This window comes from Ruegeria sp. ABV3_008 (assembly GCF_056161185.1).
Genome location: NZ_JBSWYP010000002.1, coordinates 211274 through 236599 on the forward strand (window position 1 = coordinate 211274; position 25326 = coordinate 236599).

Annotated in this window: 32 protein-coding genes, 2 tRNA genes and 1 riboswitch; of the genes, 18 read left to right on the top strand and 16 right to left on the bottom strand. The window is 58.6% G+C overall.

The genetic code is table 11. The annotated features are described in order from the left end of the window. Positions 1-34 precede the first annotated feature (34 nt). Positions 35-226, bottom strand: a riboswitch (cobalamin riboswitch). 88 nt (positions 227-314) lie between these two features. Next, a complete protein-coding gene (locus ACXAH8_RS05180) occupies positions 315-2183 on the bottom strand; it encodes a DEAD/DEAH box helicase (RefSeq protein WP_475216614.1) in 1869 nt (622 codons plus the stop codon). 237 nt (positions 2184-2420) lie between these two features. Between ACXAH8_RS05180 and ACXAH8_RS05185 the strand changes: the two genes are divergently transcribed. Beyond that, positions 2421-2873: a hypothetical protein gene (locus ACXAH8_RS05185; RefSeq protein WP_475216616.1), complete on the top strand. Its 453-nt coding sequence runs from the start codon at positions 2421-2423 to the stop codon at positions 2871-2873. 1333 nt (positions 2874-4206) lie between these two features. Here the strand turns inward: ACXAH8_RS05185 and ACXAH8_RS05190 are convergent. Continuing rightward, complete coding sequence (locus ACXAH8_RS05190; RefSeq protein WP_170374868.1) at positions 4207-4344, bottom strand: entericidin A/B family lipoprotein; 138 nt, start codon at positions 4342-4344, stop codon at positions 4207-4209. 120 nt (positions 4345-4464) lie between these two features. Beyond that, complete coding sequence (locus ACXAH8_RS05195; RefSeq protein WP_475216618.1) at positions 4465-4809, bottom strand: ArsR/SmtB family transcription factor; 345 nt, start codon at positions 4807-4809, stop codon at positions 4465-4467. Positions 4810-5133: 324 nt separating this feature from the next. Between ACXAH8_RS05195 and ACXAH8_RS05200 the strand changes: the two genes are divergently transcribed. The 6 genes from ACXAH8_RS05200 (at position 5134) to ACXAH8_RS05225 (ending at position 8992) form a co-directional block, all read left to right on the top strand. Next, the gene (locus tag ACXAH8_RS05200) at positions 5134-5766 is read left to right on the top strand and encodes an ATP-dependent Clp protease proteolytic subunit (RefSeq protein WP_170468115.1); all 633 of its coding nucleotides are present in this window, start codon (positions 5134-5136) and stop codon (positions 5764-5766) included. Between the two features lie 133 nt (positions 5767-5899). Beyond that, positions 5900-7168, top strand: coding sequence for an ATP-dependent Clp protease ATP-binding subunit ClpX (gene clpX, locus ACXAH8_RS05205; protein ID WP_475216621.1), 1269 nt, complete (start codon positions 5900-5902; stop codon positions 7166-7168). Between the two features lie 164 nt (positions 7169-7332). Next, complete coding sequence (locus ACXAH8_RS05210) at positions 7333-7698, top strand: RidA family protein (protein ID WP_170637307.1); 366 nt, start codon at positions 7333-7335, stop codon at positions 7696-7698. A gap of 79 nt (positions 7699-7777) precedes the next feature. Then, positions 7778-8161 (top strand): NADH:ubiquinone oxidoreductase subunit NDUFA12, encoded by a 384-nt coding sequence (locus tag ACXAH8_RS05215; RefSeq protein WP_170460766.1) that lies wholly within the window; start codon positions 7778-7780, stop codon positions 8159-8161. A 13-nt stretch (positions 8162-8174) separates the two neighbouring features. After that, on the top strand, positions 8175-8627 hold the full coding sequence (gene mlaD, locus ACXAH8_RS05220) for an outer membrane lipid asymmetry maintenance protein MlaD (protein ID WP_475216623.1): 453 nt from the start codon (positions 8175-8177) through the stop codon (positions 8625-8627). After that, positions 8624-8992 carry a DUF2155 domain-containing protein gene (locus tag ACXAH8_RS05225; RefSeq protein WP_475216625.1) on the top strand — a complete coding sequence of 123 codons (369 nt, stop codon included), beginning with the start codon at positions 8624-8626 and terminating at the stop codon, positions 8990-8992. Before mlaD ends, ACXAH8_RS05225 begins: the two co-directional genes overlap by 4 nt. Here ACXAH8_RS05225 and aat read toward each other — a convergent pair. From aat to ACXAH8_RS05245, 4 genes are all read right to left on the bottom strand, one after another. Continuing rightward, complete coding sequence (aat, locus tag ACXAH8_RS05230) at positions 8947-9579, bottom strand: leucyl/phenylalanyl-tRNA--protein transferase (protein WP_170554070.1); 633 nt, start codon at positions 9577-9579, stop codon at positions 8947-8949. The two genes, ACXAH8_RS05225 and aat, sit on opposite strands and share 46 nt — an antisense overlap. Before the next feature lie 48 nt (positions 9580-9627). Next, entirely contained in the window at positions 9628-10977 is a 1350-nt protein-coding gene (gene accC, locus ACXAH8_RS05235; RefSeq protein ID WP_475216628.1) for an acetyl-CoA carboxylase biotin carboxylase subunit, read from the bottom strand. A 9-nt stretch (positions 10978-10986) separates the two neighbouring features. Next, positions 10987-11490 (bottom strand): acetyl-CoA carboxylase biotin carboxyl carrier protein, encoded by a 504-nt coding sequence (gene accB, locus ACXAH8_RS05240; protein ID WP_475216629.1) that lies wholly within the window; start codon positions 11488-11490, stop codon positions 10987-10989. Positions 11491-11641: 151 nt separating this feature from the next. Next, a complete protein-coding gene (locus ACXAH8_RS05245; RefSeq protein ID WP_170460784.1) occupies positions 11642-12178 on the bottom strand; it encodes a LuxR C-terminal-related transcriptional regulator in 537 nt (178 codons plus the stop codon). Between the two features lie 189 nt (positions 12179-12367). Here ACXAH8_RS05245 and ACXAH8_RS05250 point away from each other — a divergent pair, with 189 nt between their 5' ends. The 5 genes from ACXAH8_RS05250 to ACXAH8_RS05270 all read left to right on the top strand — a co-directional run bounded on the left by ACXAH8_RS05250 (position 12368) and on the right by ACXAH8_RS05270 (position 18272). Next, entirely contained in the window at positions 12368-13660 is a 1293-nt protein-coding gene (locus ACXAH8_RS05250) for a helix-turn-helix domain-containing protein (protein ID WP_475216632.1), read from the top strand. 77 nt (positions 13661-13737) lie between these two features. Next, positions 13738-14118 carry a response regulator transcription factor gene (locus tag ACXAH8_RS05255; protein WP_475216634.1) on the top strand — a complete coding sequence of 127 codons (381 nt, stop codon included), beginning with the start codon at positions 13738-13740 and terminating at the stop codon, positions 14116-14118. Beyond that, entirely contained in the window at positions 14115-14423 is a 309-nt protein-coding gene (locus ACXAH8_RS05260) for a hypothetical protein (RefSeq protein WP_475216638.1), read from the top strand. The genes ACXAH8_RS05255 and ACXAH8_RS05260 overlap by 4 nt, the downstream gene beginning before the upstream one ends. Next, complete coding sequence (locus tag ACXAH8_RS05265) at positions 14423-17101, top strand: ATP-binding protein (protein WP_475216640.1); 2679 nt, start codon at positions 14423-14425, stop codon at positions 17099-17101. The genes ACXAH8_RS05260 and ACXAH8_RS05265 overlap by 1 nt, the downstream gene beginning before the upstream one ends. Before the next feature lie 76 nt (positions 17102-17177). After that, positions 17178-18272 carry a FliM/FliN family flagellar motor C-terminal domain-containing protein gene (locus tag ACXAH8_RS05270; RefSeq protein WP_475216642.1) on the top strand — a complete coding sequence of 365 codons (1095 nt, stop codon included), beginning with the start codon at positions 17178-17180 and terminating at the stop codon, positions 18270-18272. Position 18273: 1 nt separating this feature from the next. Here the strand turns inward: ACXAH8_RS05270 and ACXAH8_RS05275 are convergent, their stop codons facing one another. From ACXAH8_RS05275 to ACXAH8_RS05290, 4 genes are read right to left on the bottom strand one after another with little or no spacing between them, the layout of a single operon-like run. Further along, positions 18274-18705 carry a TIGR01244 family sulfur transferase gene (locus ACXAH8_RS05275; protein WP_170374901.1) on the bottom strand — a complete coding sequence of 144 codons (432 nt, stop codon included), beginning with the start codon at positions 18703-18705 and terminating at the stop codon, positions 18274-18276. Positions 18706-18714: 9 nt separating this feature from the next. Then, a complete protein-coding gene (locus tag ACXAH8_RS05280) occupies positions 18715-19146 on the bottom strand; it encodes a DUF6691 family protein (protein ID WP_475216645.1) in 432 nt (143 codons plus the stop codon). Then, on the bottom strand, positions 19146-19565 hold the full coding sequence (locus ACXAH8_RS05285) for a YeeE/YedE family protein (RefSeq protein ID WP_170468083.1): 420 nt from the start codon (positions 19563-19565) through the stop codon (positions 19146-19148). The genes ACXAH8_RS05280 and ACXAH8_RS05285 overlap by 1 nt, the downstream gene beginning before the upstream one ends. Before the next feature lie 30 nt (positions 19566-19595). Next, a complete protein-coding gene (locus tag ACXAH8_RS05290) occupies positions 19596-20459 on the bottom strand; it encodes an MBL fold metallo-hydrolase (protein ID WP_170374907.1) in 864 nt (287 codons plus the stop codon). A gap of 235 nt (positions 20460-20694) precedes the next feature. Here ACXAH8_RS05290 and ACXAH8_RS05295 point away from each other — a divergent pair, with 235 nt between their 5' ends. Then, positions 20695-20910: a hypothetical protein gene (locus ACXAH8_RS05295; protein WP_170374909.1), complete on the top strand. Its 216-nt coding sequence runs from the start codon at positions 20695-20697 to the stop codon at positions 20908-20910. Positions 20911-20919: 9 nt separating this feature from the next. On the opposite strand, the gene ACXAH8_RS05300 is transcribed toward ACXAH8_RS05295, so the two are convergent. Beyond that, positions 20920-21138 carry a hypothetical protein gene (locus tag ACXAH8_RS05300; protein WP_170374911.1) on the bottom strand — a complete coding sequence of 73 codons (219 nt, stop codon included), beginning with the start codon at positions 21136-21138 and terminating at the stop codon, positions 20920-20922. Between the two features lie 164 nt (positions 21139-21302). Between ACXAH8_RS05300 and ACXAH8_RS05305 the strand changes: the two genes are divergently transcribed. Then, complete coding sequence (locus ACXAH8_RS05305; protein WP_170374913.1) at positions 21303-21569, top strand: DUF2312 domain-containing protein; 267 nt, start codon at positions 21303-21305, stop codon at positions 21567-21569. 16 nt (positions 21570-21585) lie between these two features. On the opposite strand, the gene ACXAH8_RS05310 is transcribed toward ACXAH8_RS05305, so the two are convergent. Together ACXAH8_RS05310 and ACXAH8_RS05315 are read right to left on the bottom strand one after the other, a co-directional pair. Continuing rightward, the gene (locus ACXAH8_RS05310; protein ID WP_475216649.1) at positions 21586-22461 is read right to left on the bottom strand and encodes a hypothetical protein; all 876 of its coding nucleotides are present in this window, start codon (positions 22459-22461) and stop codon (positions 21586-21588) included. A 184-nt stretch (positions 22462-22645) separates the two neighbouring features. Then, positions 22646-22927 carry a hypothetical protein gene (locus tag ACXAH8_RS05315; RefSeq protein WP_475216651.1) on the bottom strand — a complete coding sequence of 94 codons (282 nt, stop codon included), beginning with the start codon at positions 22925-22927 and terminating at the stop codon, positions 22646-22648. Positions 22928-22931: 4 nt separating this feature from the next. Here ACXAH8_RS05315 and ACXAH8_RS05320 point away from each other — a divergent pair. Together ACXAH8_RS05320 and ACXAH8_RS05325 are read left to right on the top strand one after the other, a co-directional pair. Continuing rightward, positions 22932-23006: transfer RNA gene (locus ACXAH8_RS05320), tRNA-Gly, on the top strand. Positions 23007-23043: 37 nt separating this feature from the next. Then, positions 23044-23118 (top strand) — tRNA-Gly (locus ACXAH8_RS05325). Positions 23119-23230: 112 nt separating this feature from the next. Here ACXAH8_RS05325 and ACXAH8_RS05330 read toward each other — a convergent pair. After that, positions 23231-23470: an Lrp/AsnC family transcriptional regulator gene (locus tag ACXAH8_RS05330; RefSeq protein ID WP_050602861.1), complete on the bottom strand. Its 240-nt coding sequence runs from the start codon at positions 23468-23470 to the stop codon at positions 23231-23233. Positions 23471-23624: 154 nt separating this feature from the next. Here ACXAH8_RS05330 and hisB point away from each other — a divergent pair, with 154 nt between their 5' ends. Both hisB and hisH read left to right on the top strand, forming a co-directional pair. Next, entirely contained in the window at positions 23625-24212 is a 588-nt protein-coding gene (gene hisB, locus ACXAH8_RS05335; RefSeq protein ID WP_170460832.1) for an imidazoleglycerol-phosphate dehydratase HisB, read from the top strand. A gap of 58 nt (positions 24213-24270) precedes the next feature. Further along, positions 24271-24909 (top strand): imidazole glycerol phosphate synthase subunit HisH, encoded by a 639-nt coding sequence (hisH, locus tag ACXAH8_RS05340; protein WP_475216654.1) that lies wholly within the window; start codon positions 24271-24273, stop codon positions 24907-24909. A gap of 4 nt (positions 24910-24913) precedes the next feature. On the opposite strand, the gene ACXAH8_RS05345 is transcribed toward hisH, so the two are convergent. Further along, entirely contained in the window at positions 24914-25315 is a 402-nt protein-coding gene (locus tag ACXAH8_RS05345) for a DUF2147 domain-containing protein (RefSeq protein WP_170374923.1), read from the bottom strand. Positions 25316-25326 lie beyond the last annotated feature (11 nt).

Below are 25326 nucleotides of genomic sequence, written 5' to 3' on the forward strand. Positions count from 1 at the left end.
CCCTGAACACGCCCCCGAACCCTCCGTTCGCGGTTTTCTTTCTTTGCTTACGGCAGGTCTCCTGGCTCGCGGATTGATGTTCGGACTGGCCTTCCCAAAAGCTCGCTTTCAGTGGCGTATTCAGCCGAACTATCCGCTTACAGTTGCGGGGGCAGCGCCGGTTTTTCACCGGTTTCCCTCTTAGCTTTCAACAGGAATCGAAAGAACCGAAGCAACACCATATTGGGGTTGGTGGTGGCATGTTGTCAATATATGGTGTAGCGAAGAAAACAAATTTCTTCGCTTGCACAACCAGCCACGTGCGCTAAGGCGGTCTACTTTTTCCGCTTGGGCATCGCGTTGCCACCCTTCATCGCAGCCGCACGTGCGCGGTTTTTCTTGCTGCTTGGCTTGCCTTTGGGTGGAGGCGGGCCTTTCGGACGGCGCGCGGGTTTCTTGTGCTGATCGCCCGAGGGAGTCTCATCCCGTTTGGGCCGCGTTTCGGGCTTGGGTTTCTCGGCCGGTTTCCGGCGTGGTTTTGCGGGCTGTGGCTCAGCCGCGCGGGCCGGGCGTTCGTGGCGCTTCTTGTCTTTGAAGTCGCGCTTGGGACCCTTGCGGCCACCACTGGAAAGGGCGGGCGGCGCGTCCAGTTGCACCAGGGTTTTGGTGCCTTCGACCGTCATCTCGGGGCCGATGGCCTTCAGGAAACCTTCGACACTGCTTTCGCGAATCTCGATATAGCTTTCGGTGTCAGCAACGCGGATCGCGCCGATATCGGCCTTGGTGATCTTACCCGCTTTGCACAACATGGGCAGCAGATAGCGGGGCGAGGCGTTTTCGTTGTGTCCCTCTGACAGCGAAAACCACACGCTTGGGCCGAAGGGAACGTTCGGCTTTGGCGCGACATCCGGCGTCTCGCTCAGCTCTTCGGGGGCGGAGTGCTTGCGCCCGTATTGACGCAGATAGGCCGCCGCCAGTTGCTGCGGTGAAAAGCGCGAGACCAGATCATCGACCAGAGCACTTTCGCCCTCGGTCACATCCAGGGTCCAGTCGTCCGAGCTGAACATCCGCTGCATGTCCTGCGCCTGAACCTCATAGGCCGAGGGCGCAGACCCCCAATCGGCAGTCAGCTTGGCGAATTTCAGCAGGCGTTGCGCCTTTTTGAACGACGCGGGCGGCACGATCAGCGCGCTGACGCCTTTCCGTCCGGCGCGCCCGGTTCGGCCCGAGCGGTGCAACAGCGTTTCATGGCTGTTCGGCAGTTCTGCATGGATCACCAGATCAAGGTTCGGCAGGTCGATCCCGCGCGCGGCTACATCGGTCGCCACACAAACCCGGGCGCGTCCGTCGCGCATGGCTTGCAACGCGTTCGAACGTTCGCTCTGCGTCAGCTCTCCGGACAGGGCCACGACCGAGAATCCACGATTCGACAGCCGCGCCGTCAGGCGGCTGACCATGGCGCGGGTGTTGCAGAAGATGATGGCGTTGGGGGCCTCATAGAAGCGCAGCACGTTGATTATTGCATTCTCGCCATCTCGCGGGGCCACATTCATTGCGCGGTATTCGATATCGGCATGTTGGGTGCGCTCGCTGACGGTGCTGACCCGCTCGGCATCGCGCTGGTAGCGGGCGGCGAGGGAGGCGATGGCGCGGGGAACCGTGGCGGAAAACAACAGTGTCTGACGCTCAGACGGGGTCTGTTCCAGAATGAACTCAAGATCTTCGCGGAAGCCCAGGTCGAGCATTTCGTCGGCTTCATCCAGAACCACGGCGCGAACGGCGGTCAGGTCAATCGACTCGCGCATGATATGGTCGCGTAGGCGGCCCGGCGTAGCGACCACGATATGCGCACCGCGGGCCAGCGCCCGCCGCTCATCTCGCATATCCATGCCGCCGACACAGGACGCGATGAACGCGCCTGCATCCGCATACAGCCATGCCAATTCGCGTTTGACCTGCATCGCCAATTCGCGCGTCGGCGCGATAACCAGCGCCAAAGGCGCGCCAGCCGCATCGAATACATCCACGTCGCCCAGAACGGTCGGGGCGATGGCAAGGCCGAAGCCAATGGTTTTCCCCGACCCGGTCTGTGCCGAAACCAACATGTCTCGGCCTTCCAAGCCGGGCGCGGATACGGCGGTTTGGACAGGGGTCAGCGTGTCATACCCTTTGCGATCAAGGGCGTCTTGAAGTGTCTGTTTCATGGCTCGGCTCTTTGGGATGCTGCGGTCACCCTCAGAGCGTCTATTACGCGGATGATCGTCGAAGGGCACTCCTTACCGAGTGAGGCGCCGGATGTATAGAGCGGAAAGCGGGCTGCACGATCAAACACAGCATGAACGCTTGATGAAGGTTCCTTCAGGAAAGTTGTAACCCGTCGCACTCCTCCCAATCTGTTGAACACAGCCAGAGATGGCACCGATTTCAGGGAGAAAGAGACCATGACCAGATTTATGACTGTCGGAGCAGCCGCTCTGGCCACGAGCCTAGCCCTTGGTACTGCCGCTGGTGCCGAAACCACGCCTGATCTGCGCGGTATTTGGACGGCCAGCCAGACTACAGTTTCGCCGTCGAATTCGGCTACCGGCGATGCTCCACGATTTAACCAGTCGGAATGGGTGCTCGAAATTCAGGCTCAGAACGACAATGTGTTCTGGGGGCCGAGTATGTGGCGTCGCAATGCCATGGATGACTGGACGATGTACGAGGCCACCGGTTCCATCAGCCAGGATGGCTCGGGAAAAATCGGGATCGTCGAAAGCTCGGCCGAGCCGGCGATTGGTGTAAACGCTTTGATCGACGCGCGCTACGAGGATGGTCGAATTTACGCGGATTTCCGTAGCCTGCGGACTGGAACAACCTACAGCACCGTTCTGGAACGTCAGGTGAACTGAAGCGTTTCCGGCCCGGCCGGACTGTAGGGGGTACAGACTGTCGCACGATTTTGAATGCGACAGAATAGTAGGTAAACCGTCTGGGCCGGAACGCTTCTCAATATCGGAAAACTCGTCTCCACAGGGAGGAGGCGGACCGGACGGTGATTTCGCCGCGCGCGACAGGATCCAGTATAGGCCGGGTTAACACGCGGTGTTCCTCGGCCCGGGTTATTCGGATCTCGCGAACCTTCAGCGCGGAGTCGCGTGCGGTGAAAAATTCGCCGTCCGGTCCAAGCTCCATTTCAGAAATGTCGGATCCTTTCCGCAGCATGCCGAAGACTCTGCTGGGAGGGTTTGTCCAGTCGATCATTTGCGAACATACCTGCTCTGCTTCCGCGACTGACTTTAACAGGGCCTGCGTTTTTAGACCGTCGCCTAGGGATCAATACCGGGCGCAGGCCTCGCTCTGAAAACCGTCTCGTACAAATGTTCGACAGCGCAGGTAAGTAAGTAGGGTATTTAGTCCTGTTTCAGTCCGAACGATTCGGTTCTGCGGACGGTGCGGCATTGTCAGTTCCTGCAATTTGCGATCAGTTTGTCGTAGGTTGCCGTTTGCACCTGCAGCAAATCGCAATATTCCGGTCAGAGTTTGGCGAAAAGAGTTTTGCAATTCTAACCCTGCGTGGTTTTCGAGAAATCCGGAGTTATCCACAATACCCTCCCGGCAGATATCAACAACTTATCCCCGTCTGATTTCCATGCTGCAGTGCTATTTTCTTGCCCGATTACGGGTGCAATGCAAGATTGGTATTACCGCTGGAGTTCCTCGGATCAGAAGGCGGGATGCAAAGGCCAAGGGGGTCTACGCAGGGAAGTTTGATCTTAGGATTGACGTTTTTTTGCAAGGGCTTACCAGTGGGTGGTGCATCGAGTTAGGGCTTCGTGTCTTGGGTCGACGGATCATCTTCTCAAATGGGCTTTGTGCGTCGCGGCGACTTTCGAGTTTGTGGCGGCGGCTGCGGTTCCCTCGGGGGCCGGGGCAACTGGATCGAAGTGGTCTTAGGACAAACTTCGTCCGGGTAAGGCGTCAGGGGTTGCCCGCAAGGGCGCATGCAAAGACCGCGTCTGCGCACCTGACGCCTTTTCCCTTGCTGGCTTCATGCAGGCTACCACCCACCCCTCGTCAGAATGGGAACGGGGCTCTTTCGCATGTGCAAAAGAGCCCCGTATTAACGTCAGACGATGCAATGCCGCGTCTATGCACCTGTCCTTGCATAATAGCCAGTTCAACCTACGGCATCAACAACATATTGCGTGCGTCATCCTGCGATCCGCAAGATGAAGGCGTAAATCAGAGGTTTTCCTGCACGTCCGAGGCTGCGTTTTGGATCGCATCGCCCGCTTTTTCGATGTCTTTGCCCGCGCCTTTGGCGGTTTCGCAGGCGGTCAGTGCAAACAGGCTCAGGCCAATCAGAATTGCGCGGATCATGTTTTTCTCCTTCATGCTCGATTAGGCCTTCGGTAGCAGTATCTTACTGAGGAGGCTAGCACTTTTGCGGTTTACCGGGGGTCGCGCTGGGTCTACGTCTCCGGCCTGCCGGGCAAACTGTTAGTGCCCTGTGTTTTCGCTGCAGAACAGCTCATAGACGGTTTCCAGCATCCGACGGGGCTTGTCATCGGCCAGTCGGTAATAGATCGCTTTGCCGTCGCGGCGGGGCGTCACCAGCCCCTCCAGCCGCAAGCGCGACAATTGCTGCGACACGGCGGCCTGGCGTGCGGACAACAAGGTCTCAAGCTCGGTAACAGATTTCTCGCCCGACGCCAGATGGCACAGGATCATAAGACGCCCTTCGTGGCTAATTGCCTTCAGAAAATTCGCCGCCCTAGCCGCGTTTTCGACCATGTCGTCAAGCTCTGCTGAAGGGGTGTCCTGGGTTACTTGGGGGAGTGCCATCTAAACTTTGTTCCTTACTATCCCGCTGTGGGTGGAGCCAGCCATATACTGCTTTCCGGATAAGTACATCCAATTTACTTGTTTTGCACTTTTACGCCCATATGCACGCATCAAAATACTGTGATCAGAGTAGCGGTGAACAAAAAAGCGCCGTTTTCGGCCCCTGTGTGGTGGGAGCCGAAGACAAGGGCCGCCGTATCTTGCGAACAGTTTGCAAGGTCGTTCTTGTCGGCCCCCCTTGCAGCCCCCCAGTGGCGACACTAAGACTCGGGTAACTCTTGTTGGGATAATGTCCCGATCCATAGCAAAGCAGGCAGGTTCCGAATGTTCGATCCAGTAGATACCTATATGAATACGCTCGTGCCCATGGTCGTTGAGCAGACCAGCCGGGGGGAGCGCGCCTATGACATTTTCTCGCGCCTGCTCAAAGAGCGGATCATCTTCATCAACGGTCCGATTCACGACGGGATGAGCCATTTGATCGTCGCGCAGTTGCTGCATCTTGAGGCGGAAAACCCGAACAAGGAAATATCGATCTACATCAACTCGCCCGGCGGCGTGGTGACCAGCGGTTTGTCGATTTACGACACAATGCAGTACATCAAGCCTAAATGTTCCACATTGGTCATCGGTCAGGCGGCCTCAATGGGCTCGGTTCTGCTGGCTGGCGGTGAGACGGGCATGCGCTTTTCGTTGCCCAACAGCCGGATCATGGTTCACCAGCCCAGCGGCGGATATCAGGGTCAGGCCAGCGATATCATGATCCATGCCGCCGAGACACAGAAGCTGAAAGATCGCTTGTATGACATCTACGTACGTCACACCGGTCAGACCAAGAAGTCCGTTGAAAAGGCTCTGGATCGTGACAATTTCATGAGTCCCGAAGAGGCCAAGGATTGGGGTCACATCGACGAGATCGTCGAAAACCGTGCCAAGATGGACACGGAAGAGGCCTAAGAAACGCGTCCCGCGCGCCAAGTGCGGGCCCATTTTGAGATTGTAGCCGCCAGAGCGCTGGCCTAAGCTGCACGAACATGCGCAAGCGCGCCCCAAAGGTAGGGGCGCAGAGACGAAGCCCGAAAGGTAGATCATGGCGACGAATTCAGGCGGTGACGGCAAAAACACGCTCTACTGCAGCTTTTGTGGAAAAAGCCAGCATGAGGTGCGCAAGCTGATCGCAGGCCCGACCGTTTTCATCTGTGATGAATGCGTCGAGCTGTGCATGGACATCATTCGCGAGGAAACAAAGGCCAGCGGTCTGAAGTCCTCGGACGGGGTACCGACACCCAAGGATATCTGCGAGGTTCTGGACGATTACGTGATCGGTCAGGCCACCGCCAAGCGGGTTTTGTCGGTTGCGGTCCATAACCACTACAAACGTCTGAACCACGCCCAGAAAGCGGGCAGCGATATTGAACTGGCCAAGTCGAACATCCTGCTGATCGGTCCGACCGGTTGCGGCAAGACGCTGCTGGCCCAGACGCTGGCGCGTATTCTGGATGTGCCGTTCACTATGGCCGATGCAACAACGCTGACCGAAGCTGGCTATGTGGGTGAGGATGTTGAGAACATCATCCTGAAGCTGCTTCAGGCCAGCGAATACAATGTCGAACGCGCGCAGCGTGGCATCGTTTACATCGACGAAGTCGACAAGATTACGCGCAAGTCTGAAAACCCATCGATCACTCGTGACGTCTCGGGTGAGGGTGTTCAGCAGGCGCTGCTGAAACTGATGGAAGGCACCGTCGCCTCGGTTCCACCTCAGGGTGGACGTAAACATCCGCAGCAGGAGTTCCTGCAGGTGGACACCACTAATATCCTGTTCATCTGTGGCGGCGCGTTTGCCGGTCTGGATAGGATCATCGCGCAGCGCGGCAAAGGCTCGGCAATGGGCTTTGGCGCTGACGTACGCGACAATGACGAGCGTGGCGTTGGCGAAATCTTCCAGGACCTCGAGCCGGAAGATTTGTTGAAATTCGGGTTGATCCCGGAATTCGTCGGTCGTCTGCCGGTTCTGGCGACGTTGGAGGATCTGGACGAGGACGCTCTGGTCACCATCCTGACCAAACCCAAGAATGCTCTGGTCAAACAATACCAGCGTTTGTTCGAGCTGGAGGACGCGGAACTGTCCTTTACCGATGAGGCGCTGAAATCGATCGCTAAGAAAGCGATCGAGCGTAAAACCGGCGCTCGGGGGCTGCGTTCGATCCTCGAAGATATCCTGCTGGATACGATGTTCGAACTTCCGGGCCTCAAAAATGTGACCGAAGTGGTGGTAAATGAAGAAGCCGTGACCTCTGAATCGCAGCCCTTGATCATCTATGCGGATGCCGTGCCGGAATCTGCGTCAGCTGGTTAAGGGGTAAGGGGGCGCTGCCCCCGCCGCCCTTCAGGCGCCTCCCGCGAGGTATTTCCAGCCAGATTAACAGGGGATCCTTTACTTCATCTGGCCAAAAATATCCCGGAGCGCGAGGCAGAGCCTCGCAAAATCTCATGACATTCAAATACTCGGAGAAATGAGCCGTGACCGCAATCAAGCGTATCTCTTCAGGTGGTGAATTTGAAGGCAAGGTGGGCTATTGCCGCGCCGTGGTGGCCGGAGGGTGGGTTCACGTTTCCGGCACTGTTGGACAGGGTGAGAGCGTTGTAGATCAATGCAGATCAGCCTTGGACGTCATTGGGAAAGCATTGGTAGAGGCTGGCGCAGGTTTCGCCGATGTTGTTCGTGTGACCTACATGCTGCCCGACCGGACCGAGTTCGAGCCTTGCTGGCCCGTGTTATCCGAGGTTTTTGGAGCCAATCCTCCAGCCGCGACGATGATTGAATGCGGTTTGATCGACCCCAAATACCGGATCGAAATTGAAGTGACCGCTTTATTGCCGCAGTGACGCAGTCACGCGGCGGGTACTGGACCTTGGCGCGCCTTTGGGTCATACCTTCTCAGGACCGAATTGCCGGAGGCAGATCATGGGCATCCTGAACACTCTTTTGCGGGCTGTAACCTGGTGGAACGGGGCAACCCTGAACACACAGATTTTCACTGCTCGTAAAGGTGTTAAAGTTGGCGAGGACAATGAAGGCAACGTCTTCTATAGAACCGCCGATGACAGCAAACGCTGGGTGATTTTCAATGGTGAAGCCGAAGCCAGCAGGGTTGATCCCGATTGGCATGGGTGGCTTCACCGCACCTGGGATGAGCCGCCTACAGACAAACCGCTGGCTCATAAGGCTTGGGAAAAACCCCATCAGGAGAACCTAACAGGTACCGCGCTTGCTTACACCCCTGCAGGGTCGTTGCGCCGGGCAGAGCCTGTTGAGCGTAAGGACTACGAGGCCTGGAGCCCGGAATAAGACGAGGCGAGCAATGTCGACCCACAACTGGACCGAAGTATTCGTCGGCGGTGCCGTCTTGGCCGGCGCCGTCGCGTTTGGTGTTTATGCCAGCCAATCCACCGGCCTGTCGCAAGGCAGTGCCGGATATGAGATGGGCGCGTCCTTCCGGTCGCTGGAAGGGGTCAACGTCGGCACGGATGTGCGCCTTGCGGGTGTCAAAATCGGGACCGTTACCGACGTGACCCTGAACCCTGAGACCTACCGCGCTGATACGACTTTTTCGGTCGCGGATGGTGTTCTCGTGCCCGATGACAGTGCCATCGTGATTTCCTCCGAAGGCTTATTGGGGGGCAATTTTGTTGAGGTGATGCCCGGCGGTTCTCCGTTCTATTTTGAGCCCGGCGATCAGATCGAAGATACGCAGGGCGCGGTCAGCCTGATCTCGTTGCTGGTGAAGTTCGTCGCCGGAGACGGCAGCGAATGATGCGCGCTTTGGCATTTGTGTTGGCGCTGGCCGCGACATCCGCGACAGCTCAGCAAACGGTTCAGTCCGGACCCGGAGCGATGTTGCGCGGCTTGGATAAGGTCAACGGTCAGACCGTGGATGTTGAGCTGCAGACTGGTCAGACACAGGCCATCTTTGGTCTGGATGTCGCTTTGGGGGATTGCCGCTATCCCGTCGACAACCCGACCGGGGATGCCTTTGCCTTCCTGACAATCTGGGAACAGGGCAAGGCGGAGCAGTTGTTTGACGGCTGGATGATCGCGACCTCTCCGGCACTGAACGCCTTGGATCATTCGCGTTATGACGTTTGGGTGATCCGCTGTATCACCCCATCGGCGGACTGAGGCACCTCAGCTGCAAAGTCAGCGCTATCGCCAATCGCTTCTTCCAGCGCTTTTCTGTAGTCACTGCGAGGGATTTCGATCGCGCCGAGTGAGGCTAGATGGGCGGTCAGAAACTGTGTATCGAACAGCTGAAAACCGGTCTGTCGCAGGCGGTCCACCAGATAAGCAAGCGCAATTTTCGAGGCGTCGGTGCGACGTGAGAACATGCTCTCACCAAAGAACGCCGCGCCCAGAACCACTCCGAAAACGCCTCCGACAAGCTGGTCATCTTCCCATACTTCCAGAGAATGTGCTTGGCCTGCGTTGTACACCTGTCGATACAGGTCGCGCAGCTCGGCGTTAATCCATGTGTCCGCACGATCGGCACACCCATCGACGACGCCTTCAAAATCCTGATTGATCGAGATGGAAAAGCCGCATCTCCGTATCCGCCTTGCAAGGCTGCGCGAGATGTGGAAACCGTCCAGCGGGAAAACCCCGCGGAATTTGGGGTCGACCCAGAACAGGTCCGGGTCATCGCGATGCTCGGCCATCGGGAAGATGCCGATCGAATAGCCATGCAGCAAAAGTTCTGGTGACAGGCTCATGAGGAACATCCAAGGGCCGGGCGGCGCATGCCAACCGGCCCTGTGGGGTTAGTCGGCCATATTCTCCGCAAGCCAATGCTCCAGCCAGTGGATATTGTAGTCGCCGCTATGGATGTCCGGCTCCTGCAACAGCGCGTGGAACAGAGGCACTGTGGTGTCGATACCGTCAACGATCAACTCACCCAAGGCGCGTTCCAGGCGGGCCAGAGCCTCGGCGCGGTCGCGGCCCTGAACGATCAGCTTGGCAATCAGCGAGTCGTAATAGGGCGGGATTGAATAACCATCGTAAAGCGCCGAATCCATCCGCACGCCCAGGCCACCAGGTGCGTGATACGCGCTGATCTTACCGGGGCAGGGCGAGAAGTTGGGCAGCTTTTCTGCGTTGATCCGAACCTCGATGGCGTGACCATTGATCTCAAGGTCATCCTGTCCGAACGACATCGACAAGCCTGAGGCCACGCGGATTTGTTCGCGCACCAGATCGACGCCGAAGATGCCCTCGGTCACCGGGTGTTCCACCTGCAGGCGGGTGTTCATCTCGATGAAATAGAACTCGCCTTTTTCGTAAAGGAACTCGATGGTGCCCGCGCCGATATAGTTTATCTTGGCCACCGCGTCGGCGCAGATTTTGCCGATCTTGGCGCGTTCTTCGGGGGTGATGCAGGGACCGGGGGCCTCTTCGAACACTTTCTGGTGACGACGCTGAAGCGAACAGTCGCGCTCGCCCAGATGGACCGCGTTGCCTTTGCCGTCACCGAAGACCTGAATCTCTATATGGCGCGGTGTGGTGAGGTACTTCTCGATATAGACCTCATCGTTGCCAAAAGCGGCCTTGCCCTCGGCCCGCGCGGTCATGAAGGCGCTTTCCATCTCATCCGCGCTCATCGCGACTTTCATGCCGCGACCGCCGCCACCGGCGGTGGCTTTGATGATAACAGGATAGCCGAATTCCTCACCGATACGCCTGGCGTCTTCCAACGTTGGAACGCCACCGTCGGAGCCGGGCACACATGGCACACCCAGCGCCTTCATCGTGTCCTTGGCGGTGATCTTGTCACCCATGACACGGATATGTTCCGCGGTGGGGCCGATGAAGGAGATGTCGTGGTCTTCGACGATCTGCACGAACTCGGCATTCTCGGATAGGAAGCCATAGCCGGGATGGATCGCCTGCGCGCCGGTGATCTCACAGGCCGAGATAATGGCGGGGACGGACAGATAGCTTTGCGGGCTGGGCGGGGGGCCAATGCAGACCGATTCGTCCGCCATGCGCACATGCATCGCGTCGCTGTCGGCGGTGGAATGGACGGCGACCGTCTTAATCCCCATCTCGCGCGCGGCGCGGATGACGCGCAGGGCGATCTCGCCTCGGTTGGCAATCAGGATCTTGTCGAACATGGGCCCGCCTTACTCGATGATGACCAGAGGGGTGCCGAATTCCACAGCGTCGCCATCGCCGACCAGAATGCGTTTCACGGTGCCCGATTTGGGCGCGTGGATGTGGTTCATGGTTTTCATCGCTTCGACGATCAGCAGCGTGTCTCCTTCCGAAACAGACGAACCGACCGAAACGAAAGAGGGTGCGCCGGGCTCGGGCTGCATGTAGACCGTGCCGACCATGGGCGAGGTCACAGCGCCGGGATGGCTGGCCGGGTCTTCCACGTCTGCGGCCGGGGCTGAGGGGGCTGCTGCAGGGGCCGGCGCGGCGGCGACTGCAGCTGCGGCTGCGGCCGGAACGGCGACCTGAACCGGAGCGGCAACGGCTTGCGTTGCGCGACTGACGCGTACGTTCAGGCTGTCTTCCTCGCCATATTCGCGTTTGACCTGCAACTCGGTCAGGTCATTTTCGCGCAGCAGTTCGGCCAAGGCTTTGATGAACGCCACATCCGCTTCGTGTTTGGTATCTGTCATGAGTATCCTCGAAGGTTCCCCTTTGGCCCGTCTGTATCTACGCGGGCTTCGATCTGATTACGCAGCGTTATAAGCCAAGCGAGCAGCCATGGAAAGCGCCGTTTATGCCTGAAAATAGGGGGTTTGGATGGTTTGTGACGGGCAGTTGTGCCTACAGGGGCATACCAGAGAGCTTTGCAACCAGTTCCGGCAGTTTGCGGGCGCCGAATTTTTCTAGCAGCCGGGCGCGGTAGGCCTCGATCGTGCGGTAGCTCAGGCCCAGTTCCATCCCGATTTCCTTAGCAGACAGGCCGCGGCAAGATAGGATCGCCACTTCGCGCTCGCGCACGGTCAGTTCCACCAGCGGCCGCTCCTCCGAGATGTCGGAAAAGCTCCAGATTCCATGGCGAAACGGATCATCAGGTGTAAGCGAGCGTCCACGCGCGCGGCACCAGAACAGGTCTCCGTTCCGGCGGCGCATCACCCGTTCATCGGTGTAGTAGCCGGTATCGCGCATCACCTGCAGGCTTCGTTGCCCGATTCTCTCCCAATCCGCGACCGAGGGGTAAAGATGCAGCAAGGGCATGTTGTTGTATTCGGCTTCATCCCCGCCAAAGGTGCGCGCAAATTGCAAATTGCACCGTCGAATGATGCGGTTTTCCAATTCGACAAGGCCGATGGGTGCATATTCAAAAGCTGGATCGCTCATACCCATATGGTGGCGGTAAATGCAGGAAATGAGAAGGGGCGAAGCGCGTCTGGTGATGCGGCGGAGGACCGGAAGTTGTCAATCTTGTCAACTCAACCTGAAAAGTGATGCATAACATCACGAAAATGATAGGATAAACTGAAAAAACGGCCAACCGAAGATAACTAAACGTGACTGAGGACCTTGATCATGCGGGATTTGCTGACCGGTAGCCGGATCCGCGAAAGACGGCAGATCGCGGGTCTGAGGCAGGCAGAGCTTGCGCGTCAGGTGGGGATCTCGGCCTCTTATCTGAACCTGATCGAACACAACCGCCGCCGGATTGGGGGCAAATTGCTGGTCGATATCGCTGGGGCGCTGGCGGTTGAGCCATCCGTGTTGACGCAAGGGATCGAAGCAACCTTGATATCGGCTTTGCGCGAAGCGGCGGCCGATGCGGTGGGCCAGCAAGCCGAGATTGATACGCTTGAGGAATTCGCAGGCCGCTTTCCCGGTTGGTCCGGGGTTTTGGCGCAGATGCATCGTCGTGTGGTGTCGCTGGAACGGACGGTTGCAACGCTTTCGGATCGGTTGACCCATGACCCGCATCTGGCAGCCTCAATGCACGAAGTGCTGTCGACTGCAGCGGCGATTCGGTCGACAGCAGCGATTCTGGCAGACCCGCAGGATATCGACGCCGAGTGGCAGGATCGGTTTCACCAGAACCTTCATCAGGATGCCGAACGACTGGCCGACAGCTCTAAAGCGCTGGTGACCTACCTGGACGAAAGCGACAAGTCGAAAGACCCGCGTGGCGCACCGCTGGAAGAGGTTGAGGTGTTTCTTGAAGCGCGCGGCTATAGCTTTCCAGAACTCGACGCCGGGCAAGGGGCAGAGGTTATTGATCTAGAGGGCTTGAATACCTCGGCTGCACGTAACCTTGCAGGGGAATGGCTTAAGCAGAGTGAGGCTGATGCCAAGGCCATGCCGCTTGATGCCCTAAAAATCACGCTGGCAGATGGTGATCCGAACCCTTTGGAACTCGCGCAGCGATTCTCGGTCGATCTACCGACAGTGTTCCGACGCCTCGCGAGTCTGCCCGAAGGGGTGTTGAGCCGCCCAGTAGGGCTGGTGATCTGCGACGGCTCGGGCAGTATCCTGTTTCTGAAGCCTGTCCCCGGCCTGTCACTGCCACGCCACGGCGAGGCATGTCCGCATTGGCCGTTATTTTCTGCGCTGAACCGGCCTCTGGTTCCGATCAGACGGCAGGTCGCGCAGCAGGGGCGTGCCGCCGCAATGTTCGAATGTCACGCCTATGCCTGGCCGCACGGCGTGTCCGGATACGATCAGGAACCTTCGTATCGCGCAGCCATGCTGATACGGCCGCTGGTCGTAGTCGAACCGAACCCAGAGGCGACACGGGTCGGGCCAAGCTGCCGGATTTGCCCAAGCGGTGATTGCGGTTCTCGTCGCGAGCCGTCAATTCTCAGCGAAGGCTTTTGACAGGTTCCCGAACAACCGCTTAGTCTGGCGAAGACCGGTTCCGGGGTGGAGGCCAGTCATCGGGAGGATATACACAAATGAGCCGTAAGGTTCTGTTAATTGAGGATGAGCCCAACATCGCCGAGGCCATCCGGTTCTTGCTGACTCGCGAGGGGTGGCAGGTCGAGACACATGGCGATGGTGCGGATGCGCTTCAGGTCATTCAGGGCGCGCAGCCTGATCTGGTGATTCTGGACGTAATGCTGCCGGGCAAGAGTGGGATGGACATTCTGCGCGATCTGCGCGCCTTGGAAGACATGAAGGACCTGCCGGTTTTGATGCTGACTGCGCGCGGGCAGTCCAGAGATCGTGAGATGGCCGAGAATGCGGGCGTCAGCCGCTTCATGACCAAACCGTTTTCCAACGCCGAGGTGCTGACCGCTGTACGCGATCTGCATGCGCAGGCGACGCAGTTATGACGTCGCCCGAGGGTCAGGACCGCACGTCGCGCGGTGCGCGGCCCTCTTTGTTTCTGGAACGGCAAAGCTATCGTCGGCGCAGGTTGGCGGATTCGGCTCGGCTATTGCCATTTCTGGGCGGTGCGCTGCTGGTCTTGCCGCTGCTGTGGCCAGCTGCCGATTCTGAATCTGGCGGTGTGCCTCTGTCGTCGGCGATCTTCTACATCTTCGCCTGTTGGATCGGTCTGATTCTGATCAGCCTGATTTTTGGCTTCGTCGCCCGGCGCACCGGCGCGGATGACAGCTCTGAGTCGGACGCGGGCTGATGGCAACGCTGAACGTCCTCATTCTGGTCTGTCTGGGCTATGTCGTTCTGCTGTTCGGCGTGGCATTTGCCGCAGACAGGATGGCGGCGGCCGGACGGGGCAAATGGCTGCGCTCCCCTTTGATCTACACGCTGTCCCTGTCGATCTACTGCACGGCTTGGACCTTTTACGGCGCGGTCGGCAATGCGGCGCGGTCGGGTTTGGAGTTCGTGACAATCTACCTCGGGCCGACTTTGGTGATGATCAGTTGGTGGTGGGGGCTACGCAAACTGGTGCGCGTCGGACGCAGCCAGCGCGTAACCTCGATCGCGGACCTGTTGTCTTCGCGCTATGGTAAGTCGAACACGCTTGCTGTGTGCGTCACGATTTTGGCCGTGATTGGCGGCACGCCTTATATCGCGCTGCAATTGCAGTCGATTACCCTGTCTTTCTCGATCTTTGCCGAGGCCGACCCCTCGGGCCTCTATCGCGAAGGCTCCAGCGTGTTCTGGGTGGCGGCTGGGCTGGCGATGTTTGCGATCCTGTTCGGCACCCGCAATCTGGATGCCAATGAACGCCACCACGGTGTGGTCACAGCCATTGCGGTCGAGTCGGTGGTCAAACTTTTTGCGCTGGTGGCTGTCGGTATCTTCGTGGTCTGGGGCGTTGCCGGTGGCTTTGGCCCGATGATGGAGCGGATCGACGCCTCCGAAATTGGTAAATGGCAAGTGGATGCCGGTCGCTGGACGACCTTTATTTTCTTGTCCGCCGCCGCCTTTGTGTGCTTGCCGCGCATGTTCCAGGTGATGGTGGTTGAGAATGATGACGAAGGCCATCTTCGCACCGCCGCCTGGGCTTTTCCGCTCTATCTTCTGTTGATGAGCCTGTTTGTTGTCCCAATCGCCGTCGTCGGGCTTGATATGCTGCCGGAAGGGTCCAACCCGGATCTGTTCGTTCTGACTGTACCGTTGTCGCAGGGTAAGGACGGTTTGGCGATGCTGTCTTTTATAGGGGGGTTCTCGTCAGCAACTTCGATGGTGATCGTAACGGCCATGGCGCTGTCGACGATGGTGTCAAACCACGTCGTGATGCCGATCTGGCTGAACACGCATGAGCGAGTTGGGGCTGTACCCGGTGACGTGCGCAACATCGTATTGATGGCGCGGCGTATCTCGATCGCTGCAATCATGGCGTTGGGCTATTTCTACTACAGTCTGTCTGGCGGCGGCGCGGCGTTGGCCTCGATCGGGTTGGTGGCCTTTAGCGGTATTTCGCAAATCCTGCCCGCGATGGTCGGCGGATTGTTCTGGCGCGGAGCCACCAGAACCGGTGCCCTGGCAGGTTTGACCGTGGGTTTTGTGCTGTGGATCTACACGCTGCTTCTTCCCGGAATGGGGGCTGCGTGGATGCCCGAGAGTGTGTTGCTGAACGGACCATTTGGTATTGCATGGCTGCGACCTCAGGCACTGTTCGGGATCGAAGGTATCGACCCAATGGTGCATTCCGTGATGTGGTCAATTTCCCTGAATGCGGTTGTGTTCTGTGTCGCGTCCCTGCTGAGCTTTCCCAGCCCGTTGGAGCGGCTTCAGGGCGCGCAATTCGTCAATGTCTTTGACCACTCGGTCGCGCCGCGCGGTTGGACCGGGTCGGTTGCGCAAAGCGAAGACCTGATGATCATGACCCAGCGCATTCTGGGCACATTGCCCGCCCAAGAACTATTCCAGCGCGAGGCCGAGCTTCAGGGCGGGCGCTCACCATTGCCCGAGCCGACACCCGGGTTTCTGGCCCGGCTTGAGAGGGAGCTCAGCGGCTCAGTAGGGGCGGCGACGGCACATGCGATGATCGGGCAGATCGTGGGGGGTGCCTCGGTTTCGGTTGAGGACCTTCTGGCCGTTGCCGACGAATCTGCGCAATTGCTGGAGTATTCCAGCCAGTTGGAAGAGAAATCTGCCGAACTTAGTCGCACGGCACGCCAGTTGCGCGATGCCAACGCCAAGCTAACCCAAATATCCGAGCAGAAAGACAGTTTCCTCAGCCAAGTCAGTCATGAATTGCGCACGCCCATGACCTCGATCCGGGCATTTTCCGAGATCATGCGCGACACCCAGGGGCTGAGCGACGAAGAACAGACCCGCTATGCCGCAATCATTCACGACGAGGCGCTTCGCCTGACACGTCTGCTGGACGATCTGCTCGACCTCAGCGTTCTTGAGAACGGACAGGTCAGGCTGAACCTTGGCGATGATACGTTGCGTTCGGTTCTGGATCGGTCGATCTCCAGCGCGCTGGCGGGCACGGATCAGCGGCTGGTTGTGCGGCGCAGCAAGGCATCCGAGCGTATCCCCTTGCAAACTGATCTCGACCGCTTGGGGCAGGTGTTTATCAACCTCATCTCCAATGCGCGGAAATACTGTGATGCCGATGAGCCCGTTCTGACGATCTCGGCGCATGATGTGGGCGGGCAGCTGGTTGTGGACTTCATCGACAATGGCAGCGGGGTGCCGCCTGAGGCGCGGTCGATGATCTTTGAGAAATTCGCCCGGGTCGGAGGGGACAAGGCCGGCGGCGCCGGGCTGGGTTTGGCGATCTGCCGCGAGATCATGCACCGTTTGGGCGGCGATATCACATATCTGCCGGGGCAGGGCGGTGCGGCGTTCCGCGTCAGCCTGCCTTTGGCTTACCGGCAAGCGGCGCAATAGTTCGGTTTAAAGAAGTTTGTAACCTCTACCGGGTTACACCAAGACTCACGACAAGAAATCGGATGGTACCGAAGCCATGGCACACACGGCCGGCGCCGCTCTGGCGCGCAAATTGTCATTGGGGCAGGGGGATCTGGGGGATCGACCCCGCTCGATCCTGCGGGCGTTGCGTCTGGGCTTTGCGCGGGCCGCGGGTGAGCGTTTGAACCTTCCGTTGGCTGTTATCGGGGCAAAACAGGCAGATCGGGCGCAGGCCGGGCTTGCGGCCACATTGGCCGAGGATTGGTTGTTGTTGAAATTTTCGGGACCCGACGGGGTGGCGGCGGCCTGTCTGGATTTGAACTGCGTCTCGGCCATCGTTCAGACCCAAACCATTGGTGAGGTTACACCGGACGCGCCCGCCGAGCGGGGCTTTACGGATACGGACGCCGCCATGGCCGCACCACTGGTCGAGGATGCGTTGCGCCGTGCCGTCGGTCTGGTCGATGCTGCAAATCAGCAGGGTTTGACTGGGTATGAGTATGCCTCAAGGGCGGTGGACTTGCGCGGTCTGAACTTGTCGCTGGTGGCAGATAGCTACCGCGTTTTTGACCTGACTGTGGAACTTGGAGGTGGGTTGCGTCAGGGCCAGATCACGATCGTGCTGCCCGATCCGCCCGCGCCCGACGAAGCTGAGGTTGAGCTGGATGTCGACACAGGCCCTCGGCTGGAGCAGTCATCAGGCGTTGTCCGGGCCGAGCTGAACGCCGTGGTGTGCCGGATGAGGTTGCCTTTGGCGCATCTATCCGCGCTTGAGGTGGGCAGCCTGTTGCCGCTGACCGGCGCGCGATTGGACCGGACTGAGGTTCTGACGATCGAACGCACCCGCGCCTCGGTCGGGCGTCTGGGGCAGTCGGGCGGGATGCGCGCCGTTCGGCTGAACGAAAACGTACCGCTGCCCGCGCTGGATGCTTTGGAGTCCGCCGAATTCATAGAAAGCCGCCTCGCCAATGTCCGGGGCGAAATGGCTGACACAGGCGTAGATATCCTGTCCGACCCTCTCGATCTGGTCGCGAGCCCCTCGGTTGCCGATCCGGTCGACGACGACCTGAGCCTTGTTGAACCCGATCGAATGGCTGCAGAAATCTCGCAACTGGCGGGCCTCGATGGCCCGAAGTATGGGGAAGTCTGATCTAGTCTGACGTGTTGCGCAGTTGATCCAGAGTAGGGCGCAGCTGCTCCAACTGATACCCGGCATTGGTGGTGGCAGTCAGAATCTCATCCGTACTCATCTGGTCGCATTGACCCAGAGCCCAAACAACCGAACAACGCGTGCCGGACGCGCAATATGCCAGAACCGGGCCAGAGCTATTTTCGGCCATATTGCGTTGCCGGGCGACATTCTCGGGTGTCATGGTCTGGTGGGTCAATTCCAGCACCTCGTATTCCAGCCCGGCTGCGCGGACCGCGTCTCCGATGGCATCCGATTGCATGATCTCGGGAACTTCGGCATTGGGTCGGTTGCAGATAACCTTGACGAAGCCGGCCTCGGCAATGGCGGGCACGTCCTCGACAGTGATCTGCGGGGACACGGCGTAGCGGGGGGTTATTGGTCGAATCTCCATGCCAATTGATTAGGCCGCGTTGGCCGCCCTGTCCAGTTGCGCGCGCAGCCCCGGCGCCAACCGCATCCCCGCCGCCATCGCAACCAGAAAGACGGCGCTGCTGGTCCCGCCATAGGACAGTGCCGCCATGGCTGGGCCGGGGCATAGGCCGACCAATCCCCAGCCTGCGCCAAACAGGACCGAGCCGAGGATCAACCCTCGGTCAAGTTCGGGCCGGGCAGGGGTGGGAAATGTGCCGCCAGTCAAAGGTTGGCGGGTCTTGGTCATGCGCCACGCGACCAACATGGGCAGAATCGCGCCTCCCATAACGAAGGCCAGCGTCGGGTCCCATGCGCCGAAGATATCCAGCCAGCCCTGAACCTTTTGGGTGTCCGTCATCCCCGACAGCAACAGCCCCGCGCCAAACAACGCGCCTGATACCAAAGCGATCAACAGCCGCATCAGATCACCCCCAAACCGTGGCGGAACAGGGCCAAAACCACCGCTCCGGCAGCGATATAGATTAGAGTCGCAACAATCCCGCGTAGAGAAAACCGAGAGATGCCGCAGACCCCATGACCCGATGTGCAACCGTTGGCCAGCCGCGTGCCAATGCCAACGAGCAACCCGGCGACGACCAGAAGGCCCAGATTTTCTGTCAGGTGAGTTTGAGGCTGTTCGCTCATCAGACGGCTCATGATCAGCGGCATACCGATCAGCCCCAAGACAAATACCAGTTTCTCGCGCCTCGCCGGGCCGTCGATTAAACCTCCCAGAATGCCACTGGCCCCCATGATCCGGCCATTGCCAAGCAGGTAAAGCGCAGCGCCGCAGCCAATCAGGATGCCGCCACAAAGGCCCCATATCCAGTCCGGGTTCATTCTATGTCCATCCTATACTGTTGGCGCGGGTCACAGCTTGTTGATCGGCAACTTCAGGAAAACATCGCCCTGTTCGTCGGCCGGAGGCATCTGGCCCGCGCGCATATTGACCTGAAGCGACGGCAGAATCAGCCGGGGTTTGGAGAGTGTCGCGTCGCGCGCATCCCGCATTTCCACAAACTCTTCGATGCTGCGACCTTGCCCGATATGGATGTTCAGCGCTTTTTGCTCGCCCACCGTCGTCTCCCACGCATACTCATCCCGGCCCGGAGCTTTGTAGTCGTGCCCTACAAAAATGCGGGTCTCATCGGGCAGAGACAGGATTTTCTGGATTGAAGCAAAAAGGGTCTCGGACGAGCCGCCCGGGAAATCGCATCGTGCGGTGCCGAAGTCGGGCATGAACAAGGTGTCGCCGACAAAAGCGGCATCGCCGATCACATAGGTCAAGCAGGCCGGCGTATGACCTGGTGTGTGCAGCACATCGCCTCGCATCTGTCCGATGTGGAAACTGTCGCCCTCGCGGAAGAGGGCATCAAACTGGCTGCCATCGCGCTGGAACTCGGTCCCTTCGTTGAAGATTTTGCCAAAGGTTTCCTGCACCTCGACGATGTGATGTCCGATCCCGATTTTGCCGCCCAGTTCCTGCTGCAGATATGGCGCAGCCGAGAGGTGGTCTGCATGCACATGGCTTTCCAAAATCCACTCGGTCTTGAGGTCTTTGGCGTGTACATAAGCGATGATCTGGTCGGCAGAGCTTGTCCCCGTCCGGCCCGAGGCATGATCGAAATCCAGAACGCTATCGATAATCGCACAAGCGCGGCTGCTGTCTTCGTGGACGACGTACGAGACCGTAAAGGTCTGGTCGTCGAAGAACGCTTTCACTTTTGGCTTCATGGTTTCCTCCACTAAGACGACATATAAGAAAAGCAGAATGTGTTACAAGAGTCAGTTCGGTTTTTGATGTCCGTCAAGGCACGACATATGAAATTTGCCTAAACTTTAACCCAGACGCGCAGATTTGCCGAACAGGCTATTTTAGCGGGCAATAAATCGCCATCGTTTCCGGTAGCATCTTCGTGTCGTATCCGCGTTACCTATATCGGGGATACTGACAATTGGGAGGATCACAATGACGACAGATAACCTCTATTTCGAAGCGCAAGAGCTAGAGCAAAAACTTCAGAACGCGTGTCTGGATACCCGATTGGCGCTGCAGCCCAGTTTCAGCAAGATCGTAGATCGCATGCGTCAGCAAGGGATGCATGTTCCGTCGCGCATGCGCCATCTGGATGCGGCCCTGTGCGAGGACGCGATGGAAGCGCGGTTTGACAATTTGCCGATCTGATCGGTCGGGTTATCCCAGCGATATGCCCAGGATGACCAGCATCAGTCCCATGACCGACAGAAACAATGCTCCCAGGTTCCAGGGCAGAACACCCTGAACAACAGCGCGCAGTTCGTCATCTGAAAGGCCTGCCTTGCGGGCCTTCATAACGCGCAGAATACACCAGACCAGACCGACAAGACCGGCCACTGACAGGGCGGCGCCGCCCCAGGTAATGATTTCGAACATGGTTGCCTGCCTTTTCTGGTGCCGTGTTTTTGCGCTTAGCGGATCAGGGGCCTGCCGACAAGCCCGCCCATGGGATTGGGTGCTTGCGACCCGGGCACCGGCGATGTATCCGGCACCATGCCCGATGTCTCAGCATCGCAATTCAGCCTCTGGGAGAGACCTACATGGAAGACATGACCGAAGATCAGGCCGCCGCCAACTACCGCGTGACAGCAGGCGAGCTGCGCCAGTTCATCGAACGGATCGAGCGTCTGGATGCCGAAAAGAAAGATCTGGCCGAGCAGCAGAAAGAGGTCATGGCCGAAGCGAAAGCACGCGGTTACGACACCAAGGTCATGCGCAAACTGGTCGCTCTGCGCAAGCGCGACAAAGATGATATCGCCGAAGAAGAGGCGGTTCTTGAAATGTACAAGGAAGCGCTGGGTATGTAATGCGATGCAGCCCGTGTCAGGGCTGCAGCACCCTCACGCCCGGCATGGCGCGTAGTGCCGCGAGATCCTGTTCGTAGATCTCGGAAAACGCGCTGACAACGTCTGAAGTCCAGCCCGGAATCTCAAGCTCTTCCTCGATCTGCGCGGGATCGGCATGTTCATCAAACAGATGGGTCAGACTTTCCCGCAGCATATCGCGATCCTGCCAGGCAATTTGTTCCAGCAGTTGCGTCAGCTCTGCACGGCCCGCGTCTGTTAGCACCGAAGCAAGGAACGCGTATTCATGTTGCAGGGCCGCCTTGTCCGGTAGTCCCGCAAGCGTTCTGAGGATATCGCCCCAGATAAGCGGAGTGTCCTCGTTGGCCCAAAGCGTGATCTGAACGTTCGGAGCCGTTTCCCGCATGTCGTTGATCATGGTCAGCCAGTTCAGGCTGCTCAGGTCGGTGTTCCCCAGAACGGCTTGCCGCCGCTCTTCGGGCAGTGACATAAGCAGTTTCGAGATGAAGCTGGCCGGGTTCACCAGAGCGAAACACAGCTCGATCTGATCCGCCTCTAGAACACGGTCCAGGAACGCAATCCGCTCGGCTGCATTTGGATAAAACTGCCCGTGCAGAATCGCGGCTCGTCTTGGGCCAAAAACCTTGTCGCTGGATAGGACGGCGCGATCACAGGTGGTGCGGTCGGGAAGAACCTCGTTCAAGCCCATCAAGACATCTGGCAGAGGTACTCCGGTTGTCATGGAATCCGAGGCGACTTTCACAAAATGCCGCCCCTGCGCGAGGTCCAGAGGGATGACCCGCTGCTGGTTCAGAACCGACGCGTTCGCGATAAGGGTTTCGATCAACCGGTCATTGTCGGAAAAGGCCACGCCTGCGTGGATAACAACCTGCATCTTCGTCCTGTTTTTGCCGGGCTCCTTCCTCTGGTGTTACATCCTGCGCCTTCATCGGTAAATGCCGTAACTGGCAAGCCGTTGGGCGGCTGGTGAAGTCTTCGCAAAGAAATCGAGACTTCCCACCTGTCCGCAGAGGCCAACTAAGCCGAATGCGGTATCCGTTTGTAAAACCCGACATGGCCTAACCAGTCAAAACCTGCTGCTCATACATAGGGGAGGGGGCCTCGGCCAACGGATCGTCCTCGAGCGGGCAGAGCAATACCGCGAAAACAATCAGCGCCGCCAACAGTGCCGTCTTTATTTCTGCCAAAGCCCTTGATTTCATCACGCGTCCCTTCGCCGTGTAAGCCTCATTACCCCTTGAACGCTTTAGCCCCGAAATTCCGTCGAAAGATTTTTGCAGGTTTTTGTCTTTTTCCGCTTGCAGGCTCGCGCGGGAATTTATACATCCCTCCTCACTCAACGGCGCGGGCGTAGCTCAGGGGTAGAGCATAACCTTGCCAAGGTTAGGGTCGGGCGTTCGAATCGCCTCGCCCGCTCCATTGAGTTAAGGTCTTCGGACCAACATATGTATCTGATGCGGGCGTAGCTCAGGGGTAGAGCATAACCTTGCCAAGGTTAGGGTCGGGCGTTCGAATCGCCTCGCCCGCTCCAGATACAAACCTTCCCAAATGGTCGATCTCGACGTGAACGCGGTGCATCAGCGTTTTGCGTTGGCCCGGATGTCTTTCGCGACCGGGCCGATTCTGCAGCATCTAGGTTCATGTTAGAACGCCTTGAACGTCATCGTGGTCAAGGATCGTTCGATGTTTGGAATCACCAGCAGGTGTTCGTTGATGAAATGGCCCACATCCTCAGTCTCTGGGATATAGAGCTTCAACAGCAGGTCGTATTCGCCGCTTGTGGAATAAAGCTCCGAGTGAATCTCGCGCAGGGCGATCTCTTCGGCGACCTTGTAGGTGGTACCGGGTTTGCAGCGGATCTGGATGAAAACGCAGGTGGACATGTGCCGGGCCTTCTGACTTGAGTTTCCGGCAGGCTGGCACGGCCCGGACCTGTGTGCAATCCCCTGCAACAGTTTGAAGCGATTGCGCTGCGGGCACTGGATCAACCCGCCCAACCCCGTCTATAAGCTCCCTCGAAGCAAAAGGAATTCGCCCATGCGCAGCGCAAAGATCAGCCGTCAGACCGCCGAGACCGAGATCTCGGTCGAGGTCAATCTGGACGGCACCGGCCAGTATGACAACCAGACCGGCGTCGGCTTCTTTGACCACATGCTGGATCAGTTGGCGCGTCATTCGCTGATCGACATGACGATCAGCGCCAAGGGCGACTATCACATCGACGACCACCACACGGTCGAAGACACCGGCATCGCGCTGGGCCAGGCTCTGACGCAGGCATTGGGCGACAAGAAGGGCATCCGCCGCTATGGCGAGTGTCACTTGCCTATGGACGACGCTCAGGTGCGTTGTGCGCTGGATCTGTCTGCGCGCCCGTTCCTGATCTGGAACGTGGACCTGCCGACCCAGAAGATCGGCACCTTCGACACCGAGCTGGTGCGCGAGTTCTTTCAGGCGCTCAGCACCCATGGCGGCATCACGCTGCACATTGATCAGCTGCACGGTTTCAACAGCCACCACATTGCTGAGGCTGCCTTTAAGGCCGTTGCCCGCGCCCTGCGGGATGCGGTTGAAACCGACCCGCGCAAGGCGGATGCGATTCCGTCAACGAAGGGCGCGTTGTAAGCGTAACCCGAAAAGTGGGCACCGGTTTTCGGACAAGTTGCGCACAGAAAGGACTCAAATGCTCACCGCGATCATCGACTACGAGAGCGGCAACCTGCACTCGGCCGAAAAAGCCTTTCAGCGTATGGCGAAAGAGCTGGACGCGGGGGAGGTCGTTGTGACCTCGGACGCGGATGTCGTCGCGCGCGCGGACCGGCTGGTGCTACCCGGGGACGGAGCCTTCCCAGCCTGCGCCGCCGAGCTGCGTGGACACAAGGGCATCTATGATGCGATGGTTGAGGCGGTTGAACAGAAAGGTCGCCCCTTCCTTGGAATCTGCGTTGGGATGCAGTTGATGGCCTCAAAAGGCCATGAATATACCGAAACCGATGGTCTGGATTGGGTGGCTGGGGACGTGCTGCGGATCGAGCCTTCTGACGCTTCGCTCAAGGTGCCGCATATGGGCTGGAACGATCTGGTTCTGGATAGCGATCACCCGGTGTTTAACGGTGTGAAATCAGGCGATCACGTCTATTTCGTCCATTCCTACCATTTTCGCGTCGCGGATCCGGCGCAGCGGTTGGCTTATGTGGACTATGGGCAGGATGTCACGGCCGTGATTGGCCGCGACACGATGCTTGGGATGCAATTTCACCCCGAGAAAAGCCAGGATGTTGGCCTGCGTATGATCGGCAACTTCCTGACTTGGGCGCCGTAGGGCGTTACTGAATGCGAGTCCAGGTCTGCCCCCGGCAGACCAATCCGCCTGCGACACAGCCTTTGACCGTGAGCTGGTTCTGGCTGTCCAGTGTCATTTTGGAGTTGTAGGTCTTGTCGCGATCGGGGGCCCAGATCTTGCCGTTGTCATAGCTGCCACTGCCTTCTGCAACCATGTCCCAGATGATCTGTTTGCCCAGGTTTTCATAGTCCAGTATCTGGTCGCCATTGCCGTCAAATGCGCTGTCGATAGTGCCGCAAATTGCGCTGCCGCATTCGCTGATCGACACGTGCAGGTACCCACCTGTGTCGCCGGGTTGTGTTTTCCACAGCCCATCCGCCGGATCTGCCGCCATCGCGCCTGTGGCCAGCGATGCAAAAGCAATCGAAAGTGCAAGTTTCTTCATGATAACCTCCC

Bases quoted from the DNA above. Each gene is read 5' to 3' on its own strand.
- ACXAH8_RS05180 (WP_475216614.1), bottom strand. From the start codon at position 2,183: ATGAAACAGACACTTCAAGACGCCCTTGATCGCAAAGGGTATGACACG.
- ACXAH8_RS05185 (WP_475216616.1), top strand. From the start codon at position 2,421: ATGACCAGATTTATGACTGTCGGAGCAGCCGCTCTGGCCACGAGCCTA.
- ACXAH8_RS05190 (WP_170374868.1), bottom strand. From the start codon at position 4,344: ATGATCCGCGCAATTCTGATTGGCCTGAGCCTGTTTGCACTGACCGCC.
- ACXAH8_RS05195 (WP_475216618.1), bottom strand. From the start codon at position 4,809: ATGGCACTCCCCCAAGTAACCCAGGACACCCCTTCAGCAGAGCTTGAC.
- ACXAH8_RS05200 (WP_170468115.1), top strand. From the start codon at position 5,134: ATGTTCGATCCAGTAGATACCTATATGAATACGCTCGTGCCCATGGTC.
- clpX (WP_475216621.1), top strand. From the start codon at position 5,900: ATGGCGACGAATTCAGGCGGTGACGGCAAAAACACGCTCTACTGCAGC.
- ACXAH8_RS05215 (WP_170460766.1), top strand. From the start codon at position 7,778: ATGGGCATCCTGAACACTCTTTTGCGGGCTGTAACCTGGTGGAACGGG.
- mlaD (WP_475216623.1), top strand. From the start codon at position 8,175: ATGTCGACCCACAACTGGACCGAAGTATTCGTCGGCGGTGCCGTCTTG.
- ACXAH8_RS05225 (WP_475216625.1), top strand. From the start codon at position 8,624: ATGATGCGCGCTTTGGCATTTGTGTTGGCGCTGGCCGCGACATCCGCG.
- aat (WP_170554070.1), bottom strand. From the start codon at position 9,579: ATGAGCCTGTCACCAGAACTTTTGCTGCATGGCTATTCGATCGGCATC.
- accC (WP_475216628.1), bottom strand. From the start codon at position 10,977: ATGTTCGACAAGATCCTGATTGCCAACCGAGGCGAGATCGCCCTGCGC.
- accB (WP_475216629.1), bottom strand. From the start codon at position 11,490: ATGACAGATACCAAACACGAAGCGGATGTGGCGTTCATCAAAGCCTTG.
- ACXAH8_RS05245 (WP_170460784.1), bottom strand. From the start codon at position 12,178: ATGAGCGATCCAGCTTTTGAATATGCACCCATCGGCCTTGTCGAATTG.
- ACXAH8_RS05250 (WP_475216632.1), top strand. From the start codon at position 12,368: ATGCGGGATTTGCTGACCGGTAGCCGGATCCGCGAAAGACGGCAGATC.
- ACXAH8_RS05255 (WP_475216634.1), top strand. From the start codon at position 13,738: ATGAGCCGTAAGGTTCTGTTAATTGAGGATGAGCCCAACATCGCCGAG.
- ACXAH8_RS05260 (WP_475216638.1), top strand. From the start codon at position 14,115: ATGACGTCGCCCGAGGGTCAGGACCGCACGTCGCGCGGTGCGCGGCCC.
- ACXAH8_RS05265 (WP_475216640.1), top strand. From the start codon at position 14,423: ATGGCAACGCTGAACGTCCTCATTCTGGTCTGTCTGGGCTATGTCGTT.
- ACXAH8_RS05270 (WP_475216642.1), top strand. From the start codon at position 17,178: ATGGCACACACGGCCGGCGCCGCTCTGGCGCGCAAATTGTCATTGGGG.
- ACXAH8_RS05275 (WP_170374901.1), bottom strand. From the start codon at position 18,705: ATGGAGATTCGACCAATAACCCCCCGCTACGCCGTGTCCCCGCAGATC.
- ACXAH8_RS05280 (WP_475216645.1), bottom strand. From the start codon at position 19,146: ATGCGGCTGTTGATCGCTTTGGTATCAGGCGCGTTGTTTGGCGCGGGG.
- ACXAH8_RS05285 (WP_170468083.1), bottom strand. From the start codon at position 19,565: ATGAACCCGGACTGGATATGGGGCCTTTGTGGCGGCATCCTGATTGGC.
- ACXAH8_RS05290 (WP_170374907.1), bottom strand. From the start codon at position 20,459: ATGAAGCCAAAAGTGAAAGCGTTCTTCGACGACCAGACCTTTACGGTC.
- ACXAH8_RS05295 (WP_170374909.1), top strand. From the start codon at position 20,695: ATGACGACAGATAACCTCTATTTCGAAGCGCAAGAGCTAGAGCAAAAA.
- ACXAH8_RS05300 (WP_170374911.1), bottom strand. From the start codon at position 21,138: ATGTTCGAAATCATTACCTGGGGCGGCGCCGCCCTGTCAGTGGCCGGT.
- ACXAH8_RS05305 (WP_170374913.1), top strand. From the start codon at position 21,303: ATGGAAGACATGACCGAAGATCAGGCCGCCGCCAACTACCGCGTGACA.
- ACXAH8_RS05310 (WP_475216649.1), bottom strand. From the start codon at position 22,461: ATGCAGGTTGTTATCCACGCAGGCGTGGCCTTTTCCGACAATGACCGG.
- ACXAH8_RS05330 (WP_050602861.1), bottom strand. From the start codon at position 23,470: ATGTCCACCTGCGTTTTCATCCAGATCCGCTGCAAACCCGGTACCACC.
- hisB (WP_170460832.1), top strand. From the start codon at position 23,625: ATGCGCAGCGCAAAGATCAGCCGTCAGACCGCCGAGACCGAGATCTCG.
- hisH (WP_475216654.1), top strand. From the start codon at position 24,271: ATGCTCACCGCGATCATCGACTACGAGAGCGGCAACCTGCACTCGGCC.
- ACXAH8_RS05345 (WP_170374923.1), bottom strand. From the start codon at position 25,315: ATGAAGAAACTTGCACTTTCGATTGCTTTTGCATCGCTGGCCACAGGC.